Below are 23654 nucleotides of genomic sequence, written 5' to 3' on the forward strand. Positions count from 1 at the left end.
GGTCTTGTATCCCTTTGTCATGCGCTTTGCATCGTCGAGTTCAGCCCTCTTTGCAGGCCCGGGGTATTAAGCGAGCTGTCGCCGGTACGATCCGTCTGCGGGACGTTTTGCTGCATGAAGGTGATGGAACGGGACACCAGCTCTCGCCGGTCGTTGTCAATCGTGATCATATGGTAGCTGTTTTTCAGTAATACCATTTTCACCGGTCCGCTAACGTTATCACGCACCAGCTCGCCGTTACGGCGATGGGCGATATCGTCATTTTCCGCATGCAGAACCAGACAAGGGGAAGTGATTTTAGGCAAGGACTGGCGCACGTTCCGCGTCAGATAAACCAGCTGGCTCAAAGAAGGCCAGGGATTACCCGCCAGACCGGCCGCGCCGCTGTCGCCGCTTAACATGCTTTGGGAAACCTTGCGGCGCAACTGCTCGTTGCGGATCCCATAGGGCGGCTCTTCGTTAAAGATGCGGCCGCGGCCGAGATGCAGAATGTCCACCAGGGTCAAAAAACACGGCGCCAGCATCCGCGATATTAGCGGAACCGTCCAGCCGTCGAAGCGGAACGTCGCGCCGTACACCAATACGCCCTGGGTACGCTCTGGAAAATCGGCGGCATATTTCAGCGCCAGCACCGCACCCATCGACAAACCGCCGACATAAAGATAATCAACCTGTGAGCGCAGCTTATCAGCGGCGTCGACGACGCTTTGATACCAGTCTTTCCAATTGGTGGCGATAAGATCATCCACATCGCCGCAGTGGCCGGCCAGCTGCATGCCGTAGACGGTAAAACCCGCCCGGTTGAATTCTCGCCCCACGCCCCGCATTTCGGTGGGGGTGCCGGTCAGGCCATGAATCAACAGAACGCCGATATTGCCGCCTTCCAGCAAAAAATCATGATGGTTGATCACACATCCCCCGGATTATCAGCTGCTCGACTGGCGCCAGGTAGGCGCTTTCCCGCTGTTGTAATAAACGCTCCAGCTCGGCGGATGCCTGGGAAAAATCCTTGATGGCGGTAAAAGGAACGCCCATTTTGCTGCATTCGGCCACCAGACTGCCTTTGGCGAAAACATGATCGGCAATTTGCGAGACGCAAAAATCGGAACGTCCGTCGCCAATCATCAGGAATTTATCCGGCGCCACGGTTTTGGCGACACCGCATTTACATACGCCGCTGGCTTTCAGGCAATTGGCGTTATGGTAAGGGAAGTCCAACGCCCAGCGCCGCTCGCTCACCTGCCGTAAACGGTTGGCAATCACCGGAATACCGCTAATGCCGTTGGCCTGCAGGATATGGTTAATGGCGTAGTCCAGCCCGTCGCTGACGATATGCAACGGTACGTTTTGCCGGCGGGCATAAAGCGCGAATTCGGCAAACCCCGGATCGATGGCCAGATTGGAAAGGCATGCATTCAGCTCAAGCCGGGAGGTATCCAACAGGGCGATTTGTCCCGCCATGCATTCCCGCGAGCCTATATCGCCGTCTTCCCATTGTTGTTCCAGCGCTTGCCAGCCCGGCATACCAAATGCATCCAATAAGGTGTCAGTGACGTCTTTGAAACTGATGGTTCCGTCAAAGTCACACAACACCGTCCATGACGGTAATCGCGGGGTTGATTGAATGGATCTTATTGCCATATATACAGCTATTAGCTCTGAAAGGAAGACGGTGATAAAAAAGAGCCACTCAGCCCCGGGAGCGATGAGGAGCCTGCATTCATTGAAACTCAGCGGATGGCGGGTATTGTACCTTAATAATAATAAATAGTTTATAAACGAAGTGATGGGATAAATAATATTATGAATGTAAAATCTAGTTGTTATCAATTGGTTGATTGTAAATAATTTTTTGTTAAAAAATAACTCTTTTACCCCTTCAAACTTAAAAATTGTAGTTTATGCCCACAGAAAACGCATAAGTTTCATCCCGATCGACCATAGGACTGTCACGAACCTCTGAAGGCAGGAAATTCCCCCGAGCGCTGGCATAGGTATCCCACTGTGGGGAGAATTTATAATCGGCGGTCAGGGAAACATAAGGGGTTATATTTGCCGACGGGCGATATTCGCTCAGGCCGCTGCGGCGGGATTCCATGGATGATACGCCGTAATAGTAGCGCGTTTGCTGGCCATTGGCCCCATCCACGCCTAACTCAGGTATCACTGTCAGCATGCCCAATTGCACCTGATTCAGGTAGGAAATATTGGCCAAAACACCCTGGCTGTTATTCAGAATATCCCCCGCCAGCTGGACATGAATCGCCCCTATCGGAGTGGTGCGCTGATAGCTTATACCGGACATCACCGTGGACCGGCGATCGCTGAGCCGGCGCATCGCCGCGTCGCTGCCCCGCCGGGCTTTATATTGCTGATCGAGGTAAAAAACTTTAAGTTTCAGCTCATTGACATCATCGTTTATCAGATATCGCCCGGCATCGTCCCCCTGGATATACCAGGTATCGTCGTCGTAGTTAACTACCGGCCATATCGAGTAATCGTCTCTGTTCACCTTATAGGGCGAAGTGGATAAAAAACCCCCTGCTCCCAGAGCGATATCCGCCGCCTGGCCGTATATGGGGGCCAATAAAACCAAGGAAATTATGATGTATGTATGCGATTTCATCGTATGATTATGGTTGAATTCTAATGATAAGTATTACTACAATGTGCTGGCGCAACAAATACGCCAACGCGCTTCCCGCAGGTCTGTGATTCACTCCCCCAGGCGTCCATGTCCTGAAGCGAAGAACGGCCTATTTTGTCTTCACGCGACGGCCATTCATAAGAGATTTACATTTCTATTCAATTCAGCTTCGGAATAGATTTAACGTCGCTTTTGCGCCACGCGATGGATAAGATCGTCCAGCCGGGACAAGAACAGCGCAAGAATCGGTGACTGGTTTGATCGGCTGTAACCCACCACCAGATCAATCCTCGGCGCTTCGCCGGCCAGGGGACGGCTGACCACTGACCAAGGCATCAGGTTCTCGACGTAGGCGGGGATCAGCGTCAAGCCCCGGGTCGATGCCACCAGAGACATGACCTTGGCGGGATTATCCACCTTCTGGGCCGGCGTTATTCGCACCCCGGCGCGTTCAAGGTAATCCTCGATGGCGGCGCGCAGCACGACTGCCTTATCCGCCATACCGATAAAAGGGTGTTGGGCAAGCTCTTGCGGCGAGATGCAATCCCGGGCCGTCAACGGGTGATCGCTGGGCATCAGCACCACCAAGGGTTCGGAATCCACTACTCGATAGGTGAGATCGACATCGGGCTCGGCGCGCAGGAACGCCAGATCTAGCTTGCCTTTGGCCAGCGCTTCGGCGAGGTCGGGAGAATAGTCGCTGGAAACGGTGATATCAATGTTAGGTAATTCGTCGCGCAAGATGTGCATGGCTTCGGGCAGCCACTTCATTTCCTGGCCGGTAAGAAAGCCCAGCACCAAACGCTGCTTGGAGGGCTCCGCCGCCCTGCGGGCCGCTTCAACCGCGGCATCCACCTGATTCATCGCCAGCCGTGCGTGGTCGATAAAGGCGCGCCCGGCGACGGTCAGCTCTACGCCGCGGGGACCGCGTATCAACAGCGCTACCCCAACCTGCTCCTCCAGATCCCGTATTTGCCTGCTCAGCGATGGCTGGGATGTGTGCAGCCTTTTTCCGGCCGCGACGGTAAGGCTCCCGGTCTCGGCGACGGCGATAAAATAGCGAAGATGGCGCAGTTCCATAGGCTTCCTTCAATTTTTCACTGTCACGGGTCCCATGCTTTTCAGGCATGCCTACCAGCTTATAAAGTCTTTTTCAGTATCATCGATACGGCCTAGATTGCTCTCTAGGGCGGCGTTGAAGACATTTCACTCTCTTCAGGCCGCGGGTCGGCGGGGCGTTGCTCCATCCATTTCAACTATACCACCGGGAGTCTGATAATGAACAATCTCACTGGCAAAACGGCGCTGGTTACCGGCGCGTCACGGGGAATCGGTCGGGCAAGCGCGCTGGCGTTGGCACATGCCGGCGCCCAGGTCCTGGTGCATTACAGCAGCGGCGGTCAGGAAGCGGAGGCTATTGTCGCCGAGATCCGCCTGGGGGGTGGCAAAGCCGAGAAGCTGGCGGCCGATCTGGCGGCGGCGAACGGACCGCACGAACTGGCCCGTCGCGTTCGGGATATTATCGGCGGCAGATTGGATATCCTGGTGGCCAACGCGGGCATATCCAGGGCCGCTACCATCGAGGATACCACCGTGGAGGATTTTGACGCCCTGTTCGCGGTGAATGTACGCGCGCCCTATTTTCTGGTGCAACAGCTTCTGCCGGTGATGTGCCAGGGCAGCAGTATCATCCTGCTGTCGTCCCTCGCCGCCCATGCCAGCGTCGGGACGCTTTCCGCCTACGCCGCCACCAAAGGCGCCATAGATACGCTGGTTAAGCACTTCGCCGCCGCCCTCGGGGAGCGCGGTATCCGCGTGAATGCCGTGGCCCCCGGCGTGGTGCCCACCGATATGTCCAGTTTTGCCAAGACTGATGCCGGGCGTGATTTCACGCTGGATATGCAGGCCATCAAACGCATGGCTCAACCTGATGATATCGGCGCGGCCGTGGCCTTTCTGGCGTCCGATGACGCCCGCTGGATTACCGGAGATACGTTGCGCGTGGACGGCGGCTCGAAGCTTTGAGGCCGTTCCCGACCATGCCTGTTAGGTGTCAATGTTTATTGAAAACGTCTTTCGCACCACATCAGGAGACATCATGAAACTCTACCAATCCGCTTCATCGCCCAATTCCCGCCGTGTTCGCATTTTCCTGGCGGAAAAGGGCATCCAATTAGACGTTATACCGGTGAATCTCGGCGCCAAGGAGCAGTTTGGCGCTGATTATCGCGCCATTAACCCGCGCCTGCAGGTGCCGACGCTGGTGCTCGATGACGGCACATCCATCGCGGAAGTCCCGGCCATCTGGCGCTATCTTGAAGAGACTCATCCGGCGACGCCTTTGCTGGGATCGTCAGCAAAAGAGAGGGCGCTTATTACCATGTGGGAGCGCCGCGTGGAACTTGACGGCTTCGCCGCCGTGATGGAAGCCGTGCGCAATACCGTGCCGGGTCTTAAAGGACGGGCGCTGTCCGGACCCTATGATTACGAACAGCTCCCCGCTCTGGCTGAGCGCAGCGTATTGCGGGTTAAGAATTTTTATGTCGACCTAGAGGATCGCCTGGCCCAAACGCCGTTCGTTGCCGGAGAAGTCTTCTCCGTCGCCGACATTACGGCCCTGGTCACCGTGGATTTTGCCACCGGCGGTATCAAGCTGCCTGTTCCCGATGGTTGCCCGGCGCTGAAGCGTTGGTATGAATCGATTTCCTCGCGTTCAAGCGCCGGTGCTTGATGTAGATTACGGATGGGAGCATTCAACAGACCGCGGGCGGCGGGTTCAATCATAGGGCGAGCTTTTTTTATCCCGCCCCGGCGGGAAAGGATCCGCCTGTCATTGTGAGCCCCGCTTTACCGCGACCCCTCTCCCTGCTCCCACTCCGGGCTATAGCCGCCTAACGCCGGGTGATACATCTCGTCGCCGGAATGTTGAGTAAACTCGACATTAAGGCGGTCTGCGCGCAGACCCAAAATCTCGATGCAATGCGCACAGAGCGCTTTTGCCACCTCCATTCGCAGCTCCGGCGTCCTGCCTTTTCGGATGTCCAGCATCATCACGGAAACCGGGGTCGGCTCGCCGCCGATATCCGGAACCCGCCAAACCCCGCCTTCGCCCAATTCACGAATGGCAACGCTGATTCGGCGGATATCCACCGACATCATTTGGGCATAGGTTTCGCTCATTTTCGCCGCGAGGCGTTTCTTGTCCGCCGCCGGGTAATGATCGTTTACGTCAAGTTGAAGATAAGGCATGTTTGACCTCCCGATGAAACCCTGGTGACCAGAAAGCAAAGCCGCTGCCAGGGGCATTGAGGAAACGATACATGCATATGCCAGTATTCGTCAATGACCAGGGGTGAAGCCTGTATTTTAAGGTCGGCAAAAAAGGGCTGATATCCCCTGGCAGTGAGGACATCGGATTATTGTTAATGATTAATCTGTGATCTTGACTACAAAAAGCTCTTATCGGTCTTGTATGGTAGATGGACAAGTGTGATGATTTGCGCTGTCTCATTAATCATTAGCATCAATCATTAATTAATAATCATTAACATATGTATTTATGTGATTTTTTGGAAATGTCATGAAAATCATGAATGTTGAAGGCTCGTTCGTCGTCTGTGTCTTTTTTTGCGCCTTTGCGGCAGTCCGAAGTCACGATGACCCTGAGGGATATCCGCCGCGTCATGCTCACCGTTGGTTAAAGTCAGCGGTGGAGGCACGCTTTGGTGAAAGCGTGGAACCCTAAGATTTTTGTTTGGGTGGAATATTCATCCAAGGAGAAAATAGTTAAAATCCCCACTCGCTTATATCTATTTAAGCGGGTATGAAATGATTTTGCCGAAGTTATGGACGTTTTGCATTTTTTTCCTATAAGGATTATGGGAGATGACGCTATTTAAATAAAAATAGATGAGGTTTTTTTTATGGCAAAGTGAATTCAAGAAACCAACGATCACAACCAGTATTTAATTTGTATAGGTAAAAAGCGATGATTTTCGTTGAAGTTGCTGTGCTTTAAGCCTAAGCGGTTTTATGGTTTGGAAAGGGTTGGCCCAGATATTCAGGCACTGGCATGCTTGGTAAGGTAATTATATAAGCAATGCTATTTGAAAAATTTCTTTCACACGGAATTATTACTTAAAATGAAAAAATCCATATTAGGGATTTCTATTGGCATAGTATTGGGTAGTGTTTCTTTTATCTCAAATGCAGAAATTACTTTGCTACAGCAAAATCCTCAACCTAATGATCCATTGAGCCGTCTTACCTTCCAGGTGGGCGGCAGCATCCGTCCGCAAATGAACGCGGTAACCGGCCAAAAATCCTTTAAAGATAATGGTTTTGACGGAGGATCTCGTTTTCGTTTTTCTTCTGATTACTATTTGTTCGATGATATCAGTTGGATTAACTATTACGAATTGGGTGTGAATTTCCCCGCTCTCTTGGATATGGATAACCATCATGCTGACGGAGCCAATAATACCATCCGTCGTCAACTCTATACCGGTTTCAAAAGTAAGACTCTCGGCCAGCTCACCTTTGGCCAACAGCTTAGCGTGTATTACGATGTGGTGGGCGGTAAAACAGACGTGTGGGATGACGATATGCTGGCCCAGGCGCCGGGTAACGGTATCAACGGTGACTATGACGGCTCTTACCGTTCACGCAAGCAATTAAAATACAAAGTTAAAGCAGGAAATGCCGATCTCTATGCCGCTTATTTGTTTGCAGATGATGACTACCTCACCCCGGATAATTTCCACTACAGACGCAATGGCGGCGGTGCGTTAGGCATCAACTATCATTTAACCCCCACCCTGAGCTGGGGTTTGGCCTATGACTACACCAACGCAGATTTGAAAGAACCGACCGCAGGCAAGTCGAAAGAATATAATCAAAGCATTATGGGCACCGGCCTCAGTTGGACGCCCGGTAACTGGATGGTATCCGCCTCCGGTGGTTTCTATCAAAACTTCCTGACCACAAAAATAAAAGATACCAATGATTACTTCGCCGGTGACGCTTACGGTATTGAATATTTTGCCGGCTACACCTTCCCCATCAACAGCTTTGCGATTAAAACCATTAAACCTTATTTCATGGGTGACCGTCTGGAATATCTCGACGATCGGAATTATGAAAAATTGGACAATGGTGTAGGTATCTCGTTCCAATTGAAATATGGCTTCCGTGTTGATTATGAACACGTCTTTACCACTGCCACCGGCGGGAACTATGGCACAAACATTATCCGCGCCTGGTACGATTTCTGATCCTAGAGGGATGAAATTGCTGATATTGCAATGAAATTAACCAAGATAACAAAATGGGCCGGTTCTGGTGTGAGCGTTACGCGGTGAACCCGCCCTTTTGTTATCTTGCCGATATCGGCCTTAGGGCTGGTCAGATTCCATAAGATATTTGTCATACTGTCAATGTACATAGTAGGATGACCATCCGTTTATCGAAATAAGCCATCCTGACCGTGACGCCAAAAGTATATGATTTCAACAATAATGAACCGATAAACCTACAAGTTTACCGTTTTTTACGCAATGAAATAATATCGTGTTCTATTGCTCCCGGTAGTTTGTTATCGGTAAAAGAAATCTCAGTATACCTCGGCGTGTCACGTCAGTTGATCAGAGAGGCCTTTATCAAACTGGCTGAGGCCGGCCTGATACAGGTTCTTCCGCAGCGCGGTACGTTTGTACGGCGTATTTCCGCCAAACGCGTCTCCGAAGTGCGTTTTATCCGGCAAGTCATCGAATGCGCCGTGGTGCGTCGCGTCTGTGAATGTATTTCTGAAGATCAATTGATGATGCTTGAGCATATTCTGCGCCGTCAGGCGCTGGCGGCGGATAATGGCCGGGTCCGGGAGTTTTTTGACCTTGATGATGGTTATCATCAGGCACTGGCCGATATCGCCGAATGCCAACTCGCCTGGAAAACCATTGAATCCATCAAGGCCACCATGGATCGCGTGCGTTTTCTCAGCTTGAGCGCCATCTCGCCGCCCTACAGTCTCGTCGCGGAGCATTATCAAATTTTAAACGGCCTGATAAAAAGAGATGCCGATGCCGCTGAGCAGGCGCTCCGCCGCCATCTCGAACACATGATTTTAACCATTGATCCTGTCGCTACACTCCACCCTGACTGGTTCGAAGGGTAGCAACTTTAAGTATTGACGTTATTTTCCACCATCGCCGGCGTCGCATTACCACTTATATTGGTAGGTTATAAGTATATAATGAATTTATCTTTTAAACGGTCCGCTGATAATCTGTCTTCCAGACGCTACTGGAACCGGAGTCTTCATGTCCACTCATCTATTGCATTACTTACCCAAACGACGTCTCTTATCTCGCGAGCCCCTGGCCTTGCTGCCGGGGCTGGCCCTGGCCGGTGCGCTGACGTCGGCGGCCATCTGGGCCGGTAATATTCCCTTAATCATGCATTTAGGCCTGGGGGCGCTGACGCTGGCCATTATTTTCGGCATTATCGCCGGCAATACGGTATATCCCTGGTTACAGCCGGCAAGTCATAGCGGCGTACTCTTCGCTAAGCAGCGATTGCTGCGTATGGGCATTATTCTGTATGGTTTTCGGTTAACCTTTCAACAAATCGCCGATGTGGGCGCCGCCGGCGTCGTCATCGATCTCTTAACCCTGAGCAGTACCTTTTTGTTGGCCTGCTGGCTGGGCAGAAAGGTGTTCGGCATGGATAGCCAGACCGCGATGCTTATCGGCGCTGGCAGCAGTATTTGCGGCGCGGCGGCGGTGATGGCCACCGAACCGGTATTAAAGGCCGAGGCCGGTAAAGTCGCGGTTGCCGTGGCTACCGTGGTGCTGTTCGGTACGCTGGCCATTTTTGTCTATCCCTGGTTGTACCGCCTCAATCTGCACTACCACTGGCTGCCGTTCAGCGAACTCTCGTTCGGCGTCTATACCGGTTCCACCATTCATGAAGTGGCGCAAGTGGTGGCAGCCGCCCATTCCATCAGCCCTGAGGCGGAAAATGCCGCCGTCATTACCAAAATGATTCGCGTGATGATGCTGGCGCCCTTTTTATTGCTGGTTTCCGGCTATCTCAGCCGGCGCCGCGGCAGTACCGATACCACCGATAAAACCGCCATCACTGTCCCGTGGTTCGCGGTGATATTTATCTTCGTGGCGGCCTTCAACTCCTTTCATCTGCTGCCGGCCAGGGTGGTGGACCCACTCATTACCCTGGATACCGCCATGTTGGCCATGGCCATGGCGGCGTTGGGCCTGACAACCCATGTCGGGGCCATCCGCCGGGCGGGATTGAAACCCATCCTGCTCGCCGGGCTGCTGTTTATCTGGCTGATTATCGGCGGCGGGGCGATAAATCAGTTGGTGCGGCACCTGATTTAAAGGCGCTTGACAGACAAGCCCAGCTGCCTTTCGGTGAAGGCGTGAGTTTACAGCTTCCAGTTCAGGCCGCCCAGCTTTGGCGTGAATTCAAACAGCTCGGCGGCGGCATCGGACTGCTGCTGCTGAAATATAATCCGTTCACCGGCCAGCCGGCCCATTTCATGGGGATTTTGGTCGATAGAGGCGATGCGTTTACCCGCCAGCAGCGGAATTTCATTCAGGTCAAAGCCCACAAAGCCAATATTGTCCCGGGACAGGGCCGCCCAGTCGTCCAGGGCCTTGATCACGCCGATGGTCATCAGGTTGTTGGTGACAAAAACCGAATCAAAGACGATGCCCTCTTCCAGCAGTTGGCGAATCGCCGTATAGCCGCCCTCGATGCGGTTATAGCCGTATTTGACCTTGGCGATATCCAGAAGGCCGGTTTTATTCACCGTGGCGGCAAACCCTTCCAGACGCTTTTCGCTGGTGGGGTTCGGCGAGCCGGCGATACAAACGGTTTTCCGATAGCCTGCAGAGGTGAGGTAATTGGCCGCCAACGCCCCGCCGGCGAAGTTATCCGTCAGCACCGTATCGTAGAGATTGTCCGGCAGGGAGCGGTCGACAATGACCACCGGGATGCCGGCTTCCGTCAGTCCCGACAGATCGGTGGCGTCCGAGGCCGGGGCAATCACCACGCCGCCGACCCGTTCGGCGATGGCGACATCCAGATAATGCCGCTCTTTTTGCGGATCGTCATCGGAACTGCCGACAAACACGCAGGTATCGCGCGGCAGGCAAATCTGTTCAAGGCCGCGGGCTAAACGGGTAAAAAAAGAGTTTTCGAAATCAGGGACAATCAGTGCCCACAGGTGCGAAGTGGTTAGTCGCAGGCGCTGAGCCGTACGGTTTGGCCGAAAGCCCAATATGGCAACGGACGCCAGTACGCGTTTAGCCAGGTCCTCGCGCACTTTTTGACCGTTGGTCACCCGTGAAACCGTTGCCACGGAGACATGGGCGTGGCGGGCCACGTCGTAAATAGTTACAGCTCGATGATCAATAGTCATTAGTGGTTTTATTCATCGCGTGCGGGGCCCGGCATAAAGAGCCGGGCCGGCCAGACAGCATTACATCGGCGTCGTTATATTTCGCGCGCGGCCCATTTCACCATGCGCTCCCACATCAATCCGTAATTTTCCCATTCGTGCAGATTACCACACCAGTGATAGACCGGATCGGTGGTATACGCGACGGAGCGCCCTTTACCGGGTTCGGCGACGGCCATAAACACATCGCCGCGCGTTTCCATTAACAATGTCGCCTCGGATTTCAAAAACACCCGATTATAACCGAGAATGATGCGCTCCTTATCAAAGGTGACACCCTTTAAAATAGGATGTTCAGGCACCAAAACATCCAGCTTGGCCCCGTCGGGCACTTCGATGCGGTCGTCGATGCCGCGTTCGCAGGTGACCGGCAATACCCCCTCCATCGGCGTACCGCCCCATAGGCCCTTGCCCTCGATACCGGAGAACGTGGTATATCCTCCGGCCATAATCAGTCCGCCGCCGTTCTCAACCCATTTGCGGAAATTACCGATGCGATCCGGCCCCATGGGGACGATGCGCTCGCGGTTGCCGGGCAGCAGCGCGAAGTTATTGTAACCGGTATCGCTGAGGATAATGACGTCCCACTGTGAGAATTCTTCTTCCGTCATGGGAAATTCAGCGCGGATACGGTCGGCGGACATATGGGTCAGCGCGATGCCGGGCCGGGGCGAGAGCGCATCGCGCAGTACCTTGGCGGAATCGCGATAGTAATTGAGAATAAAAGTATCAATGCCTTTGGCGGATATTAACGTTTCCGTTTGGGTGTCGCCGCAATATAAAACACGAATGGACATTTTTCTCTCCTGTATAGGGAATTAGCGTTAAGCGTCGGGAAAATATCAGCCACCGGGCTGATTGAAACGAAGGCCGTCATTGACGGTGAATTTTGTAAGCCCGTTGGGCTGCATGCCCCACACGGTGAGGATCTTTTGATAGCTGCCGTCTTTTTGCATTTCGCTCAGCGCGGCCTGGACGGCATTGCGCATGACGCTGTCGGCACGACGAAACGGCATGGCGTTGTAGCCGGTGCCGTATTGCTCAAAAGACAGCACGTCCAGTCCGGCGGCATCCGGCGAGGTTTTAATCACGTAAGCGGCCACGCCGTACTGGTACATGGTGGCGTCCGCCCGGCGGGTGCGAACCTGAAGCAAGGCCTGATTGATATCCTGGAATACCTGAATATCGATTTTGGTGGAGCACTTTTTATTTTGCGCCTCCACCAGTCCCTGCATCACGCTGCCTTGCAGGAGGGCAACGTGTTTGCCGCACAGGTCGCCGATTTTCTTGATGCCCGAGGGATTGCCTTTGGCCACCACGATGGCGTTGCCGTCAGTGGAATAGTCAACGAAATCCACCTCTTTTTCACGGGCCGGCGTATCCCCCATGGCGCTGAGGGCGGTATCGATCCTGCCGGCTTTTATCGCCGCCAAAATGCCGGGGAATTTCAGCGTTTGCCATTTGGCGTGCAGTCCCAATTTGGCGGCGATGGCGTTGCCCAAGTCGATATCCAAACCCACCAGGGTCAGCCCATCCTCGCGATAGTAGGAGTAGGGGGGTGTGCCGGGATCGGTCCCGATGGTAAAGGTCCCGCCGGCATGGGGCACTTTACCGGTAAGGTCGGGGGAGGCGTTGATGGTTAACGGTTCTCCTTTCGGACCGATGCTTAACTCTGTGGCATAGGCGACGTGAGCGCACCAGAACGTCGCGACCACCAGTGTTGTCCGCCAGGTATTGACGAATAAGCTCATGGTTCAAACCTCTTATAAACCGCATGCCGCGGTGGATTAGCCGGCCATCCCCGGCCGGTCGTTGAGAAACCGATGTCAACCGACCTGACGGGCGGCGCAAGCCAGTGAAAAATGCTGCTTGATATAGGGGTCGCCGTCGCGTTCGATGAGGTCGGCCACCGCTACCCCGATGGCGGGCGACATTTTGTAGCCATGTCCTGAGAAGCCGGAGGCGATAACGATGCGTTCGGTGGCCGGGTGGTAATCGATTACTGGGCGATCGTCGCCGGTAAAGCCGTCCAGATAAACGCCGCTGCGCACCGGCTGGGAGTCAACTCCCTCCAATAGGGTGCCGGCAACGCGCCGCATAATGGCGGTGTCGGCGTAAGAGACGGTTCTGTCCACCGCCGACGGATCCACATCGCTTAAATAATTCACCGGCGGCATTATTTTGACGGTCCAGCCATCCATGCAGGGAAAACCTGAGTAATCGATTTCTGAAGTGCGCCTGATACAGACCGGAAACTGCGACGGCTGGTAGGCCTGTTTATCATCAATGCCGAACCAGGTTCCTACCAGGCGGCGGGCGATGAAATGGGGCGATGGGGCGTCAATCATGCGCGTTCCCCAGGCGCCGCTGGTGACCACCACGCGGTCAAACCGCTGAGTGTTGCCGTCGCAGGTGATATCGACCCCATCGGCATGGGGATGAATACGGGTCACCTCGCAGCCCTGATGCAACGTCGCGCCGGCCGCCAATGCGGCCTTAACAGCGGCCCTCACTCCCAGCTCCGGCCGCAGCAGGCCGCCGTCGAGATCAAGCAGGGCAAATTCGCCGCCGCTGAGGCGATGTTGGGGAAAACGAACGCGCAACGCCTGTTCGTCCAGCACTTCATGGCGCACGTTATGCTGGTGCGCGCCCTCCAGGGTGCCGGTCAGCCATTCCGCCCCCTTTTCACCGATATACAGGCAGCCGATAGGAAAATGGAATTGGCGTTCGGAAGTGGACTGAAGCTCGCGCCATAACGTCAGGGAGCGCTTCAGCAAGGGGATATATTCCGCGCCTTCTTTGTAGGCGAGGCGGAAAATCCGCGATTCGGCGCCGTGGGCGCTGGTATCATGGGGCACACCCATACGATCGAAACCGGTAACCTGATACCCGCGTTGGGCAAGCTGCCAGAGCGACATGCTGCCCATGGCGCCGACGCCGACAACCGCGACTGTTTGCGATGACATAATTAATCTCCTGTGAGGGCAAGGTCTGTGTGACGTCTGTAATGACACGTCTGTGGGGACGAGCGCGCTATTTGATTTTTGACAAAAACGCGCGCGTTCGGGCCTGTGACGGCGTGTTGATCACCTGGGTGCTGGGGCCTTCTTCTACAATGCATCCGCGATCCATAAACACCACCCGATGGCTGACCTCGCGCGCGAACCCCATTTCATGCGTCACCACCACCATGGTCATTCCCTGCCGGGCAAGCAGGGTCATCACCGACAGCACCTCGTGTACCAATTCCGGATCCAGGGCGGAGGTCGGCTCATCAAACAGCAATACCTTGGGTTTCATCGCCACCGCACGGGCAATGGCTACCCGCTGCTGCTGTCCCCCCGACATCTGGGTCGGTCGCCGGTTGGCATAGCTGTCCATACCCACCGAGGCCAGTACCGCCATGGCATTTTCCCGGGCTTCATGACGTGGGATATGCAGTACATGGCGCAGCGCCAGGGCAACGTTTTCCAGCGCGCTCAGATGCGGGAAAAGATTGAATCGCTGGAAGACCATGCTCATTGCCGCACGTTGCCGGGCGAAATCTGGTGCCGGCAGCTCCCATAACACCCCATTGGTTTCCCGGCAGCCGAATCGTTCGCCGTCCAGCCAGACGCCGCCGCTGTCCGGCATCTCCAGGAAATTCAGGCAGCGTAAAAACGTACTTTTGCCCGACCCCGACGGGCCGATGATGCACACCACTTCGCCGCGCTCCACATCCAGTGAAACATCGGTAAGCACTTTGTTGGCGCTGAAGCTTTTACAGATATCCCGTGCGCTGAGCATGGGACGATGCCTGGACAGGGGCCGGAGGACCGGATTATCTTGTGGCAGGATGGCGGTCATCATATTCATACCCCCGTCTCGGAGAGCAGGTTTCGGGTATTTTTGCCGTCAAGATGGCGCTCGAGCCAGTACTGCAGTCCCGAGGCCACCGTGGTGAGAATCAAATACCAGAGGGAAGCCACCACCAGCAGTTCAATGACATGAAAATTCCGCGCGTAGATATCTTCGGATTTGGTCAACAGCTCCTGTGCCCCGATGACCGAGACCAGGGAGGTATTTTTCAACATGCCGATGATTTGATTGGCGGTGGGCGGGGTGATTATCTTCAATGCCTGGGGAAAGACGATAAGCGTCATGACCTTGGTTCTGCTCAGGCCGATGCTGTGGGCGGCCTCGGTTTGCCCGCTATCCACGGCATTAAGGCCGGCCCGCACGATCTCCGCCATATAGGCGCCTTCGTTCAGTCCCAACCCCAATACCGCGGCGACAAAGGGGGTAATCAGCACATTAACCGAGATTTGCCAGTTGCCGGCGCCGATAACCGGGAACACCAGGGCGATGTTAAACCAGAAAATAAGCTGCACCAGCAATGGCGTGCCGCGAAACAGCCAGATATAGAGCATGGCGGCGGCATTCACCACGCGATAGCGGGACAGGGACATGACGGCCAGCAGGGTACCGAGGATAATGCCGGATAGCATGGAAAGCACGGTAAGTTGAAGCGTCATGACCAGGCCGTCAAGGATCGCCCGATGGAAGAAAAAACTGGCCATTACCGACCAGTCAATCGCTCCGCTGATGGCAATGCGGATGATAAGCAACACCAAAATTACGCTCACCAGCGCGGTGATCAGCAGGCGTTTGCTCCCGCCTGGGATTCTAGGCTTGCCCGAGATATAGGACTCGGGTCTCCCCGCATACTGGGATCGGGGTTTAGCAGTCACTCGCCACCTCACTTGCTGATAAAAAAATCAGTCCCGCTGGTTGAGAAATCGATTTCTCACTTATTGAGAAAATCCCACCTAAATACGTTGTTGCTCGCCTTCAGAATATTAGTAATCGATTTCTTGTCAATATGCTCCCAGCCCTGAACAGCGGCAAAAAGGCTATGGACAAGAGGGGATCATGCTGTGGTAAACCGATTTATACATTATATAGAACCAGCAATAGGGGACACATCTGCGGTGATTACGTCCGCACAACAAATTCAACGATATTATTGTGCTAAATTTAACCGATTTATGACAATAAAAACCAACCTAATATTTATTACTGAAATATCAATGGCTTTTCAGTTTTTATTATTGAGATAAGGGTTGGATCCTTTTCCAATGATAATCTTGATATACATCACATTTTCTTATCTAAAGAGTTTTAAGCGAGGGATCCAGACCCATCAATCTAACGAAGCCGCCAGCGTCGCGATAAGCTCCCTGAACCATTGCTGGGCCGGATGCGGATCGCTGCGCCGGTGCCAGATCGAATGAAATTCAATGGGGGGCAGTATAACCGGCGGCGGAAACAGGACCAGCTCTCCTTGAACGGACGAATGGAGCACCACTCGCTTCATTACCGTGGCCGTCATGTTGGTGTGAGCGATGACCGCCGGAACCGCGAGCATTTGCGGCAGGGTCAATGCCAAGGTGCGCTGCTTGCCCATCTGCGCTAACGCCTGGTCCACCAGGCCGTAGCGATCCCCTTCGGGAGATACCAGAACATGGGACAGGGCCAGGAAGATGTCCATACTCATACCCTCCCTCGCCATGACATTGTCGCGTCGAACAATCGTCACGAACTCGTCCTGGAAAATGGGCTTGGTTACTATGCGATTCTCCGGGCGAACAGGGGGTATCCCCACCGCCAGGTCAATGGTCCCCCCGTCAAGCAGGTCCACCGCGCTATCCCGGCCGTTGAACGCATGCACATTTAATGTGACGCCGGGCGCCCGCTTTTCCAGCGCCCCTATGAGCGCGGGCAGTAGCACAATGGCCGCATATTCGGACATACCAAGAGTGAAGGTCAGCGACATCCGTTCAGGCACGAACGCCGGTTTTTCCACCAGGGCCGCCTCGATTTGCCGCAGCGCCTGAGAGACAGGGTTTGCGATATCCCTGGCGCGAGGGGTGGGCAGTAATCCATCGGCGCTGCGCAGGAACAGCCGATCGCCAAACAGCCGGCGCAAACGCGACAGCGCCGCGCTCATCGCCGGCTGACTGACCCCCACCCGTGCCGCCGCGCGGGTCACATTGCGCTCGTCCATCAGCGCATCAAAGGCGGCCAGCAGATTCAGATCAATACCATGAAAATCCATATTTCATATACTCATTCATATCGGTTATTTGTTGGACAAATTTTACCGGATTCACCAGAATTCGCCATGTGTTCTTAACAAACAACCAGGATGAATGGCATATGACCGACACCAACAAGATGGCCGATATCGAACGACTGAGCATTGAACGGCAGGCTGTGGAAACGCTCTACCGGGCATTCAGCGACAAAAACCCGGATTTGATGGACATCGCCGTCACCGCCGATTGGCAGGACATTCCGCTGGCGCCCGGTCAAGGACCCGGTCCTGAAGGCTTTAAGCCGATCATGGGCATGTTTTTCTCGGCCATGCCCGATGTGGACATCATCGTCCATGATCTTATCCAGGTCGCCGGCCGCGCCGCCGTGCGGGCGGAAATCACCGGCACCCATCTTGGCCCGCTGTTCGGTATTCCGGCCACCGGGAAAAGGGTCAGCTTCAGTATCCACGAATTCCATGAATTCGAAGGGGAGCGTATCAGCAAGACCTGGCATCTGGAGGACTGGTTCGGCCTGTTCCAGCAGTTGGGCAGTTTCCCGCCGTTAGGTAATCATTGATCGCGGGCGGGATGCCTCAGGCCGAAAAGCAGGTAGACAGATAATCGATAAACACCCGCGTTTTTAGCGGCAGATAAGGCCCGGAAGGCCACAGCAGCCATAGCGGTTCAACGCGGATGGCATAATCATCCAGCACGCTCAGCAGAGAACCTTCATCCTGGGCGCCCTGGACAATATAATCCGGCAGCCAGGCCAGACCCACGCCGCGTTTGGCGAAGTCCAGCCGCCCCTGGATGTTATTGCACACCATGGTGACTGGGAGCGAAGCCGCCGCCGCGGGTTCCAAGCCTGTTAGCTGCCAATGCTCTAATTTACCGCTATGAAGGAAGCGATAATGCAAACAGGCATGGTGCTGTAAATCCGCCGGATTTTCAGGAGTTCCGACTTTGGCGAGATAATCGGGCGAGCCGACCACTTTCGAACTGAATACCGCCAGCTTTTTGGCCATCAGCCGGGAATCGACGATATTGCCGCTGCGGACAACCACATCGAATCCTTCCTCGATGACATTCACCATGCGGTCGGAGACCACCAGCTCCAGTTCGATATCCGGCCAGGCCAGGGCAAAATCCGCCAAATAGGACGACACCATGCTCTCTTCCGCCATGCTGACCTTGAGCTTGCCCCGGGGATATTCCTTGTTTTGCACCAAGTCATTTTCCGCGTCTTCAACGGCGCGCAATATCACCAATGTGTTCTGATAAAACCGGGCGCCTTCCGCCGTCAGGGCGACGCTTCGCGTGCTTCTGTTAAGCAAGCGGACCTTTAACCGCGCCTCCAGCCGGGCGATACCTTTGCTCACCGCCGAAGGCGATACGCCGGTGAGGCGGGCCGCCTCAACAAAACTTCCCACCTTTGCCACCTGTACAAACAGTTCGAGACCACCCAAATGATCCATGCGCCCTCCATTCATGACATGGTTGTCATCAGAGAATTGAATGCTACCTTATTTTTCTTTAATCATTTAAAGATTATTGTGGATGCCTGATTTCGGTCCTTACGACGGCCATTACGACAACCGGATAATCAACGATGATACGGGCTTTATTGGTATTGATGTTAGGCGCGTTTGTTTCCCAAACTACCGAGTATTTACCCATAGGACTGTTGCCCCGTATCGCTGAGGACCTGCAGGTGTCCCAGGCCGCCGTTGGCGCGCTGGTGACGGGGTATGCCTGGATCATTACCCTGACGGTCATTCCCATCACGCTTTTAACCAACCGCATAAACCGCCGCTCCCTGTTTCTCACCCTGCTGGCTATCATCACCCTCTGCAACGGGCTGGCCCTGGTGGCGCATTCCTTTTGGTTTTTGATGCTGCTAAGGATCGTTGCGGCTCTGGGGCATGGCGTCTTCTGGTCCATTCTGGCCTCCTACGCGGTGAAAATCGCGCCGCGCATGCCGCCGGGCCGGGCAACCGCCTGGGCCTATTCCGGCATCTCCCTTTCCATTGTCGGCGGGGTACCGTTATCCACCGCGCTGGGGCAGGCCTTTGACTGGCAAGTGGGATTTGCCATATTCGGTGCGTTCGGACTGATCATTTTTATCCTGGGGTATTTCTGGCTACCGTCGGTGGTCGTCGCCACCTCAGGTTCCGGGGGAAGCTTTCCGCGCCGCAACTGGCCGCTTTATGGCGCGGTGGTGGTGACGCTGCTGATTATTACCGCCCACTTTAATGGTTACACCTACATTACCCCGCTGGTGACCGATACCCTTGGAATGCGCGGCACCCGCCTGCCGCTGGCGTTATTGGTATTCGGCCTCTCCGGTGCGGCGGGAACATTACTGGCCGGCTGGCTCGGGGCGCACCCCATGCGTCTGGCGGTATTCTCCGCCGCCGGCATTGTCATCAGCCAATTGCTGATGCTCTGCTTCGCCCCGCAGCCCGGAATCGCCTGGCTGGTGATGGCGGTTTGGGGGGCGGGCATCGCCATGCTTTTTATCGGCTTACAGAGCTGGGTCATTGAGCTGGCGCCGGGACAGGCCGAGGCGGCATCGGCGCTGTATGTGATGACGTGCAATATCGGCATCGGCGCCGGAGCGATGTCGGGGGGATTGTGGATGGTCCACTCCGGCCCTCAGGCGTTATTGCAGGCGGGTACGGCATTGGGCATTGTTGCCCTGTGCAGCTTTATGTTGCCCGGCTATTTGCAAAAACGGCGGAAGGCTTATTCCCAGAGGAGTTCGGTACAGCGCTGAAAGGGGAGAATGCTGACGTTAAAATGCTCCCCGTCATCAGATGGGGAATATTTTTACTTTGGCGCAGATTACTCTCGGTGGTGAAGATAATTATCTTGAGCGCGGATTGATCTCTTTGGCGAAGATTATCATCTCTGGCAAGGGTAATTATCTTGGTGAATGTTATTACTGAATTCACATTATTTTCTTCTATTTAGCTTAATCATACCAGGTCTCTTTATTGTTTTCTATGATGTCGAGGCTGGCTTCTATTTCTATGGGAACGATCCGCGTTAATGATAATGGCGGCAGCTTTTTCGGGTCGAAAAAATCAATATCAAGAGAATCTTCGCTTAATTGTAACGCGCCGCACAGTTCTTTACAGAAAAATATCAGTTTATAGACATGCCAGGGATAGGGGGGATGACCATGCAGATTCCTATCCCAAACTCCCAATAAACGTTCAACTCTGACTTCCAAGCCGGTTTCCTCTATCACCTCACGACACACGGCATCGGAGGGGCGGTCTCCCACATCGGCCCAACCGCCGGGCAAGCTCCATAATTTATCATCAGATTCTTTTACCATCAGGATCTTACCTTCCCGGAGTACCACGGCTCTGGTATCCACTTTGGGCGTAGCGTAACCCTGTTGTTTAATAAATTCTTCAGCAAAGTCCAGCTTATCCGCTGAAAATTGCTGGGCCATAAATTGCGCGGCGATATCACGCAATTCTGCGTAACGCTCAATATCATAGCGGTCCTTGGTATAGGTCAGACCGGTTTGCGCTAATGCCTGTAGTTTTTGTCCCAGTGCAATCAACGATAATTCCGCTGGTTTTCCCTCATCGTCTTTTATATCATTTGAGCTCATGTTGCTCTCTCATAAAATAAAAAATATACAACCAGTATAAAGAAAATAAAATTTTCTTAAAGTACTTTGGTGATGTTTATGAATAGGATTAAACGAAAAAATGGAACAAACTATCGGCCCATAGATTGTTAGGGCGAGACGCTGCGGGAGTGTAAAAGAGATCCTCATTACAGCCAATGCGAAAGGAAAACCATATTATAACTCTACTATACCCTGGTTGACTAGCACCCTAGCAGAAAATTTCCATATCCTTATGGGAAAAGGGGTTCAAAAGCGGCTTTTAACCAGAAATCATGATAGATTCAGGAAGGTAGAACACATATATCCAGGAAAAATAATGCTTTCATTCGAGATGTTTATCCCATTCTTTATCACCACTATTATATTTGCCTATATACCAGGCCCCGCGATGCTTTATACCGCTGCTCAAACCATTTCCAGAGGACAGAGCTCCGGGCTAATGGCTGCGCTCGGTATCCATTTGGGCGGATATGGCCATGTTATTGCAGCCGCAGCCGGGCTGACCCTATTGTTTCATGCCGTTCCCGTTCTTTATATAATGGTAAAAATAATGGGTGCGGTTTATTTAGTATGGCTTGGCATACAGATGTTTCGCACCCGAGCACCTACGGAGTTTGCAACATCTGACTTCAGAAAGGCAAAATCTGTAAAGCGGGCTTTTTTTGAGAGTGTTGCGGTTGAAATTTTGAATCCTAAAACAGCCATATTTTATCTGGCATATTTGCCCCAGTTTATTGATGTGTCGGGATCTTTTCCTGTTTGGCTGCAATTTATCGCGCTGGGCAGCATCGTTAATCTGACGTTCTCTTCTGCAGATATTGTTTGTGTGCTCCTGGCCGAATTTATTCTATCCCGGCTTAAGAAGTCGAATCGTATGCAAAAGGTCATGCAAAAAATCGGCGGCGCGATTTTTATTAGCTTAGGAGTGAATGTTGCATTGCAGAGAAATTAAATTTTGTCGAAATGAGGAGAAGAGATGGAGCTTAACATCGCGGAGGTCAAAGACCTCGATAAGGTGGCCGAACTTGTTAACCAGGCCTACCGGGGTATCTCGGCGCCGGATTGGACGACCGAAGTCGGTTTAATCGACGGGCCCCGAACCAACCAGCATTCGCTGGAAGACATGATAGAAAACGGCGCATCCATCATTCTTCTCGCGCTTGATAATGTTTCCCGCAAATTGGCCGGCTGCGTCGCCCTTACTCCGATGGACAGTGGCGAATGGTATCTCTCGATGCTGGCCGTGAGTCCTCATGTGCAATCCTCGGGTGTCGGTCGGTCCATCATGACGGGCGCGGAGAAATTTGCCCGCGACGCCGGCGCCCGCAGCTTGAAAATCTCGGTCATCAATGTGCGGGAAAAGCTGATTGAATGGTACGAGCGGCGCGGTTTTACGAAAACCGGAGATACTGAGCCCTTTCCCTATGACGATCCCGGCGTAGGTGTCCCGCTGCGCGACGATCTTGCGCTGGTCACGCTGACCAAATCCTTAATGGCCTGAAAATTTGAGGTCGGGGATTAGGTGGTCTTCCATAAGCACCGGCTATCCGGAATAGGTGCTAAGCAGGATTATCTAACCACGGATTCTTTGTGGGTTAACAGCAGACTGAAGAAAAGAAAATTGCCTAACCCTGTTTAATGCGCTAACGTTTATTTCAAGAAGGTGATGGCGTGCCACCTTTCCCAACCGCCTGGTTCGTCCTGAACCGGCTGATGACGCCTGATATCCGATTCTTTTAATTGAAGAGATTGGTATGTCAGGCATTTTTTTTCCCCTGAATGACATACGTTTCTCTTCTGCCAGACAGGAGGGGAAATGCTGTACGTTTTCGGCCATAAAAATCCTGACAGCGACACGATTTGCAGTGCGATAATCGCTGCGGACTGGTTGCGGCATCTCGGCAAAAAAGCGACGCCGTTCCGACTGGGCGAAACCAACACCGAAACCCATTACATTCTCAGCCAGGCCGGAGTCGCTGCGCCGGAACTGCTGGAATGCAGTGTGGCAAGTAAAGATGTCTGGCTGGTGGATTTCACCGATACGGAACAGGGGCCGGATTCATTGGTCGACAGCAACGTTATCGGTATTATCGATCATCACCGGCTGGGTACGCTGACCACCCGTAACCCTCCCGACGCATGGATACGCAGCCTGGGCAGTTGTGCCACTGTGCTGTGGCATATCATCACCACTGAAAGCGACATGCCTTTCACCTCGTCCCAGGCCACTTTATTGCTGGGCGCTATTCTCAGCGACACCGTTTCCCTTACTTCTCCCACCACTACCGATCGAGACCGCCAGGCGGTGGAGGCGCTTTTTTCGTTGACCAGCTTGGACCGGGAGAGATTTTGCCGGGAACTGCTTGAGGCAAAAACGGATATTACCGGCTTATCCGCCGTACAATTGATGAATAAGGACGCCAAACGCTATCGCATCAACGGCCATGAGTTTCTGCTGGCTCAACTGGAACTCAACGCCATGTCGCAGCTGGATGCGCTCATGCCGGCGCTGATGACGGAATTGGATGCGTTATGTCACAACGACCACCTCGATGTCGTCGTTTTGATGGCCACCGATATCATCCGCAAAAAAACCACCCTCTGGTTTTCCAAAAATAGCCTTGCCGGCATGCAGCGACCGGTCTCCATGCCGGGCGTATTGAGCCGGAAAAAGCAGGTGCTTCCCTGGCTAACCGAACAATTAACGAAGGACAAAACCTGATTCCATGGGCATTTATACTCATGCCCTGGTGTTGATCAACGGCGAAACCGACGAATTAGCACTGTTATATCGCGCCG

The 23654-nt window shown here is 53.6% G+C and carries 24 protein-coding genes and 1 riboswitch; of the genes, 10 read left to right on the forward strand and 14 right to left on the reverse strand.

Annotation, left to right across the window (positions count from 1 at the left end):
* Positions 1 to 17 precede the first annotated feature (17 nt).
* The 4 genes from HB631_RS23350 to HB631_RS23365 all read right to left on the reverse strand — a co-directional run bounded on the left by HB631_RS23350 (position 18) and on the right by HB631_RS23365 (position 3727).
* On the reverse strand, positions 18 to 911 hold the full coding sequence (locus tag HB631_RS23350; protein ID WP_213993578.1) for an alpha/beta fold hydrolase: 894 nt from the start codon (positions 909 to 911) through the stop codon (positions 18 to 20).
* Complete coding sequence (locus HB631_RS23355) at positions 895 to 1641, reverse strand: MtnX-like HAD-IB family phosphatase (protein ID WP_213993579.1); 747 nt, start codon at positions 1639 to 1641, stop codon at positions 895 to 897. Before HB631_RS23355 ends, HB631_RS23350 begins: the two co-directional genes overlap by 17 nt.
* A 244-nt stretch (positions 1642 to 1885) precedes the next feature.
* Entirely contained in the window at positions 1886 to 2626 is a 741-nt protein-coding gene (locus tag HB631_RS23360) for a MipA/OmpV family protein (protein ID WP_213993580.1), read from the reverse strand.
* A 201-nt stretch (positions 2627 to 2827) separates the two neighbouring features.
* Positions 2828 to 3727: a LysR family transcriptional regulator gene (locus HB631_RS23365; RefSeq protein WP_213993581.1), complete on the reverse strand. Its 900-nt coding sequence runs from the start codon at positions 3725 to 3727 to the stop codon at positions 2828 to 2830.
* A gap of 198 nt (positions 3728 to 3925) precedes the next feature.
* On the opposite strand from HB631_RS23365, the gene HB631_RS23370 reads away from it, so the two are divergent.
* On the forward strand, positions 3926 to 4672 hold the full coding sequence (locus tag HB631_RS23370; RefSeq protein ID WP_213993582.1) for an SDR family oxidoreductase: 747 nt from the start codon (positions 3926 to 3928) through the stop codon (positions 4670 to 4672).
* 73 nt (positions 4673 to 4745) lie between these two features.
* The gene (locus HB631_RS23375; protein ID WP_213993583.1) at positions 4746 to 5378 is read left to right on the forward strand and encodes a glutathione S-transferase; all 633 of its coding nucleotides are present in this window, start codon (positions 4746 to 4748) and stop codon (positions 5376 to 5378) included.
* A 116-nt stretch (positions 5379 to 5494) separates the two neighbouring features.
* Here HB631_RS23375 and HB631_RS23380 read toward each other — a convergent pair whose 3' ends face one another.
* Positions 5495 to 5896, reverse strand: coding sequence for a hypothetical protein (locus HB631_RS23380; protein WP_213993584.1), 402 nt, complete (start codon positions 5894 to 5896; stop codon positions 5495 to 5497).
* A gap of 893 nt (positions 5897 to 6789) precedes the next feature.
* On the opposite strand from HB631_RS23380, the gene HB631_RS23385 reads away from it, so the two are divergent.
* The 3 genes from HB631_RS23385 to HB631_RS23395 all read left to right on the forward strand — a co-directional run bounded on the left by HB631_RS23385 (position 6790) and on the right by HB631_RS23395 (position 10044).
* Entirely contained in the window at positions 6790 to 7920 is a 1131-nt protein-coding gene (locus HB631_RS23385) for an autotransporter domain-containing protein (protein ID WP_213993585.1), read from the forward strand.
* A gap of 212 nt (positions 7921 to 8132) precedes the next feature.
* The gene (locus HB631_RS23390; protein ID WP_213993586.1) at positions 8133 to 8819 is read left to right on the forward strand and encodes an FCD domain-containing protein; all 687 of its coding nucleotides are present in this window, start codon (positions 8133 to 8135) and stop codon (positions 8817 to 8819) included.
* Positions 8820 to 8964: 145 nt separating this feature from the next.
* A complete protein-coding gene (locus tag HB631_RS23395; RefSeq protein ID WP_213993587.1) occupies positions 8965 to 10044 on the forward strand; it encodes a YeiH family protein in 1080 nt (359 codons plus the stop codon).
* A gap of 47 nt (positions 10045 to 10091) precedes the next feature.
* Here HB631_RS23395 and HB631_RS23400 read toward each other — a convergent pair whose 3' ends face one another.
* The 7 genes from HB631_RS23400 to HB631_RS23430 form a co-directional block, all read right to left on the reverse strand.
* Entirely contained in the window at positions 10092 to 11090 is a 999-nt protein-coding gene (locus HB631_RS23400) for a LacI family DNA-binding transcriptional regulator (protein WP_213993588.1), read from the reverse strand.
* Between the two features lie 74 nt (positions 11091 to 11164).
* The gene (locus HB631_RS23405; protein WP_213993589.1) at positions 11165 to 11926 is read right to left on the reverse strand and encodes a glutamine amidotransferase; all 762 of its coding nucleotides are present in this window, start codon (positions 11924 to 11926) and stop codon (positions 11165 to 11167) included.
* A 45-nt stretch (positions 11927 to 11971) separates the two neighbouring features.
* The gene (locus HB631_RS23410) at positions 11972 to 12880 is read right to left on the reverse strand and encodes an ABC transporter substrate-binding protein (protein WP_213993590.1); all 909 of its coding nucleotides are present in this window, start codon (positions 12878 to 12880) and stop codon (positions 11972 to 11974) included.
* 75 nt (positions 12881 to 12955) lie between these two features.
* On the reverse strand, positions 12956 to 14095 hold the full coding sequence (gene solA / locus HB631_RS23415; protein WP_213993591.1) for an N-methyl-L-tryptophan oxidase: 1140 nt from the start codon (positions 14093 to 14095) through the stop codon (positions 12956 to 12958).
* Between the two features lie 67 nt (positions 14096 to 14162).
* Positions 14163 to 14915 (reverse strand): amino acid ABC transporter ATP-binding protein, encoded by a 753-nt coding sequence (locus HB631_RS23420; RefSeq protein ID WP_213993611.1) that lies wholly within the window; start codon positions 14913 to 14915, stop codon positions 14163 to 14165.
* A 65-nt stretch (positions 14916 to 14980) separates the two neighbouring features.
* Entirely contained in the window at positions 14981 to 15859 is an 879-nt protein-coding gene (locus HB631_RS23425; RefSeq protein ID WP_213993592.1) for an amino acid ABC transporter permease, read from the reverse strand.
* A gap of 452 nt (positions 15860 to 16311) precedes the next feature.
* Positions 16312 to 17226 (reverse strand): LysR family transcriptional regulator, encoded by a 915-nt coding sequence (locus HB631_RS23430; protein ID WP_213993593.1) that lies wholly within the window; start codon positions 17224 to 17226, stop codon positions 16312 to 16314.
* 101 nt (positions 17227 to 17327) lie between these two features.
* Between HB631_RS23430 and HB631_RS23435 the strand changes: the two genes are divergently transcribed.
* On the forward strand, positions 17328 to 17783 hold the full coding sequence (locus HB631_RS23435) for an ester cyclase (protein ID WP_213993594.1): 456 nt from the start codon (positions 17328 to 17330) through the stop codon (positions 17781 to 17783).
* A 16-nt stretch (positions 17784 to 17799) separates the two neighbouring features.
* Here the strand turns inward: HB631_RS23435 and HB631_RS23440 are convergent, their stop codons facing one another.
* Positions 17800 to 18681, reverse strand: a complete 882-nt coding sequence (locus tag HB631_RS23440; RefSeq protein WP_213993595.1) for a LysR family transcriptional regulator — start codon at positions 18679 to 18681, stop codon at positions 17800 to 17802.
* 134 nt (positions 18682 to 18815) lie between these two features.
* Between HB631_RS23440 and HB631_RS23445 the strand changes: the two genes are divergently transcribed.
* On the forward strand, positions 18816 to 19982 hold the full coding sequence (locus tag HB631_RS23445; RefSeq protein ID WP_213993596.1) for an MFS transporter: 1167 nt from the start codon (positions 18816 to 18818) through the stop codon (positions 19980 to 19982).
* A gap of 198 nt (positions 19983 to 20180) precedes the next feature.
* Here the strand turns inward: HB631_RS23445 and HB631_RS23450 are convergent, their stop codons facing one another.
* On the reverse strand, positions 20181 to 20834 hold the full coding sequence (locus tag HB631_RS23450; protein ID WP_213993597.1) for an NUDIX hydrolase: 654 nt from the start codon (positions 20832 to 20834) through the stop codon (positions 20181 to 20183).
* 337 nt (positions 20835 to 21171) lie between these two features.
* On the opposite strand from HB631_RS23450, the gene HB631_RS23455 reads away from it, so the two are divergent.
* From HB631_RS23455 to HB631_RS23465, 3 genes are all read left to right on the forward strand, one after another.
* Positions 21172 to 21807, forward strand: coding sequence for a LysE family translocator (locus HB631_RS23455; RefSeq protein ID WP_213993598.1), 636 nt, complete (start codon positions 21172 to 21174; stop codon positions 21805 to 21807).
* 24 nt (positions 21808 to 21831) lie between these two features.
* Complete coding sequence (locus tag HB631_RS23460) at positions 21832 to 22356, forward strand: GNAT family N-acetyltransferase (RefSeq protein WP_213993599.1); 525 nt, start codon at positions 21832 to 21834, stop codon at positions 22354 to 22356.
* Between the two features lie 152 nt (positions 22357 to 22508).
* Positions 22509 to 22585: riboswitch (Fluoride riboswitch) on the forward strand.
* Between the two features lie 86 nt (positions 22586 to 22671).
* Positions 22672 to 23577 (forward strand): manganese-dependent inorganic pyrophosphatase, encoded by a 906-nt coding sequence (locus HB631_RS23465; protein WP_213993600.1) that lies wholly within the window; start codon positions 22672 to 22674, stop codon positions 23575 to 23577.
* The last annotated feature ends 77 nt before the right edge of the window (positions 23578 to 23654 follow it).

The sequence above is a fragment of the Sodalis sp. dw_96 genome, assembly GCF_018449575.1.
Lineage (GTDB): Bacteria > Pseudomonadota > Gammaproteobacteria > Enterobacterales > Enterobacteriaceae > Acerihabitans.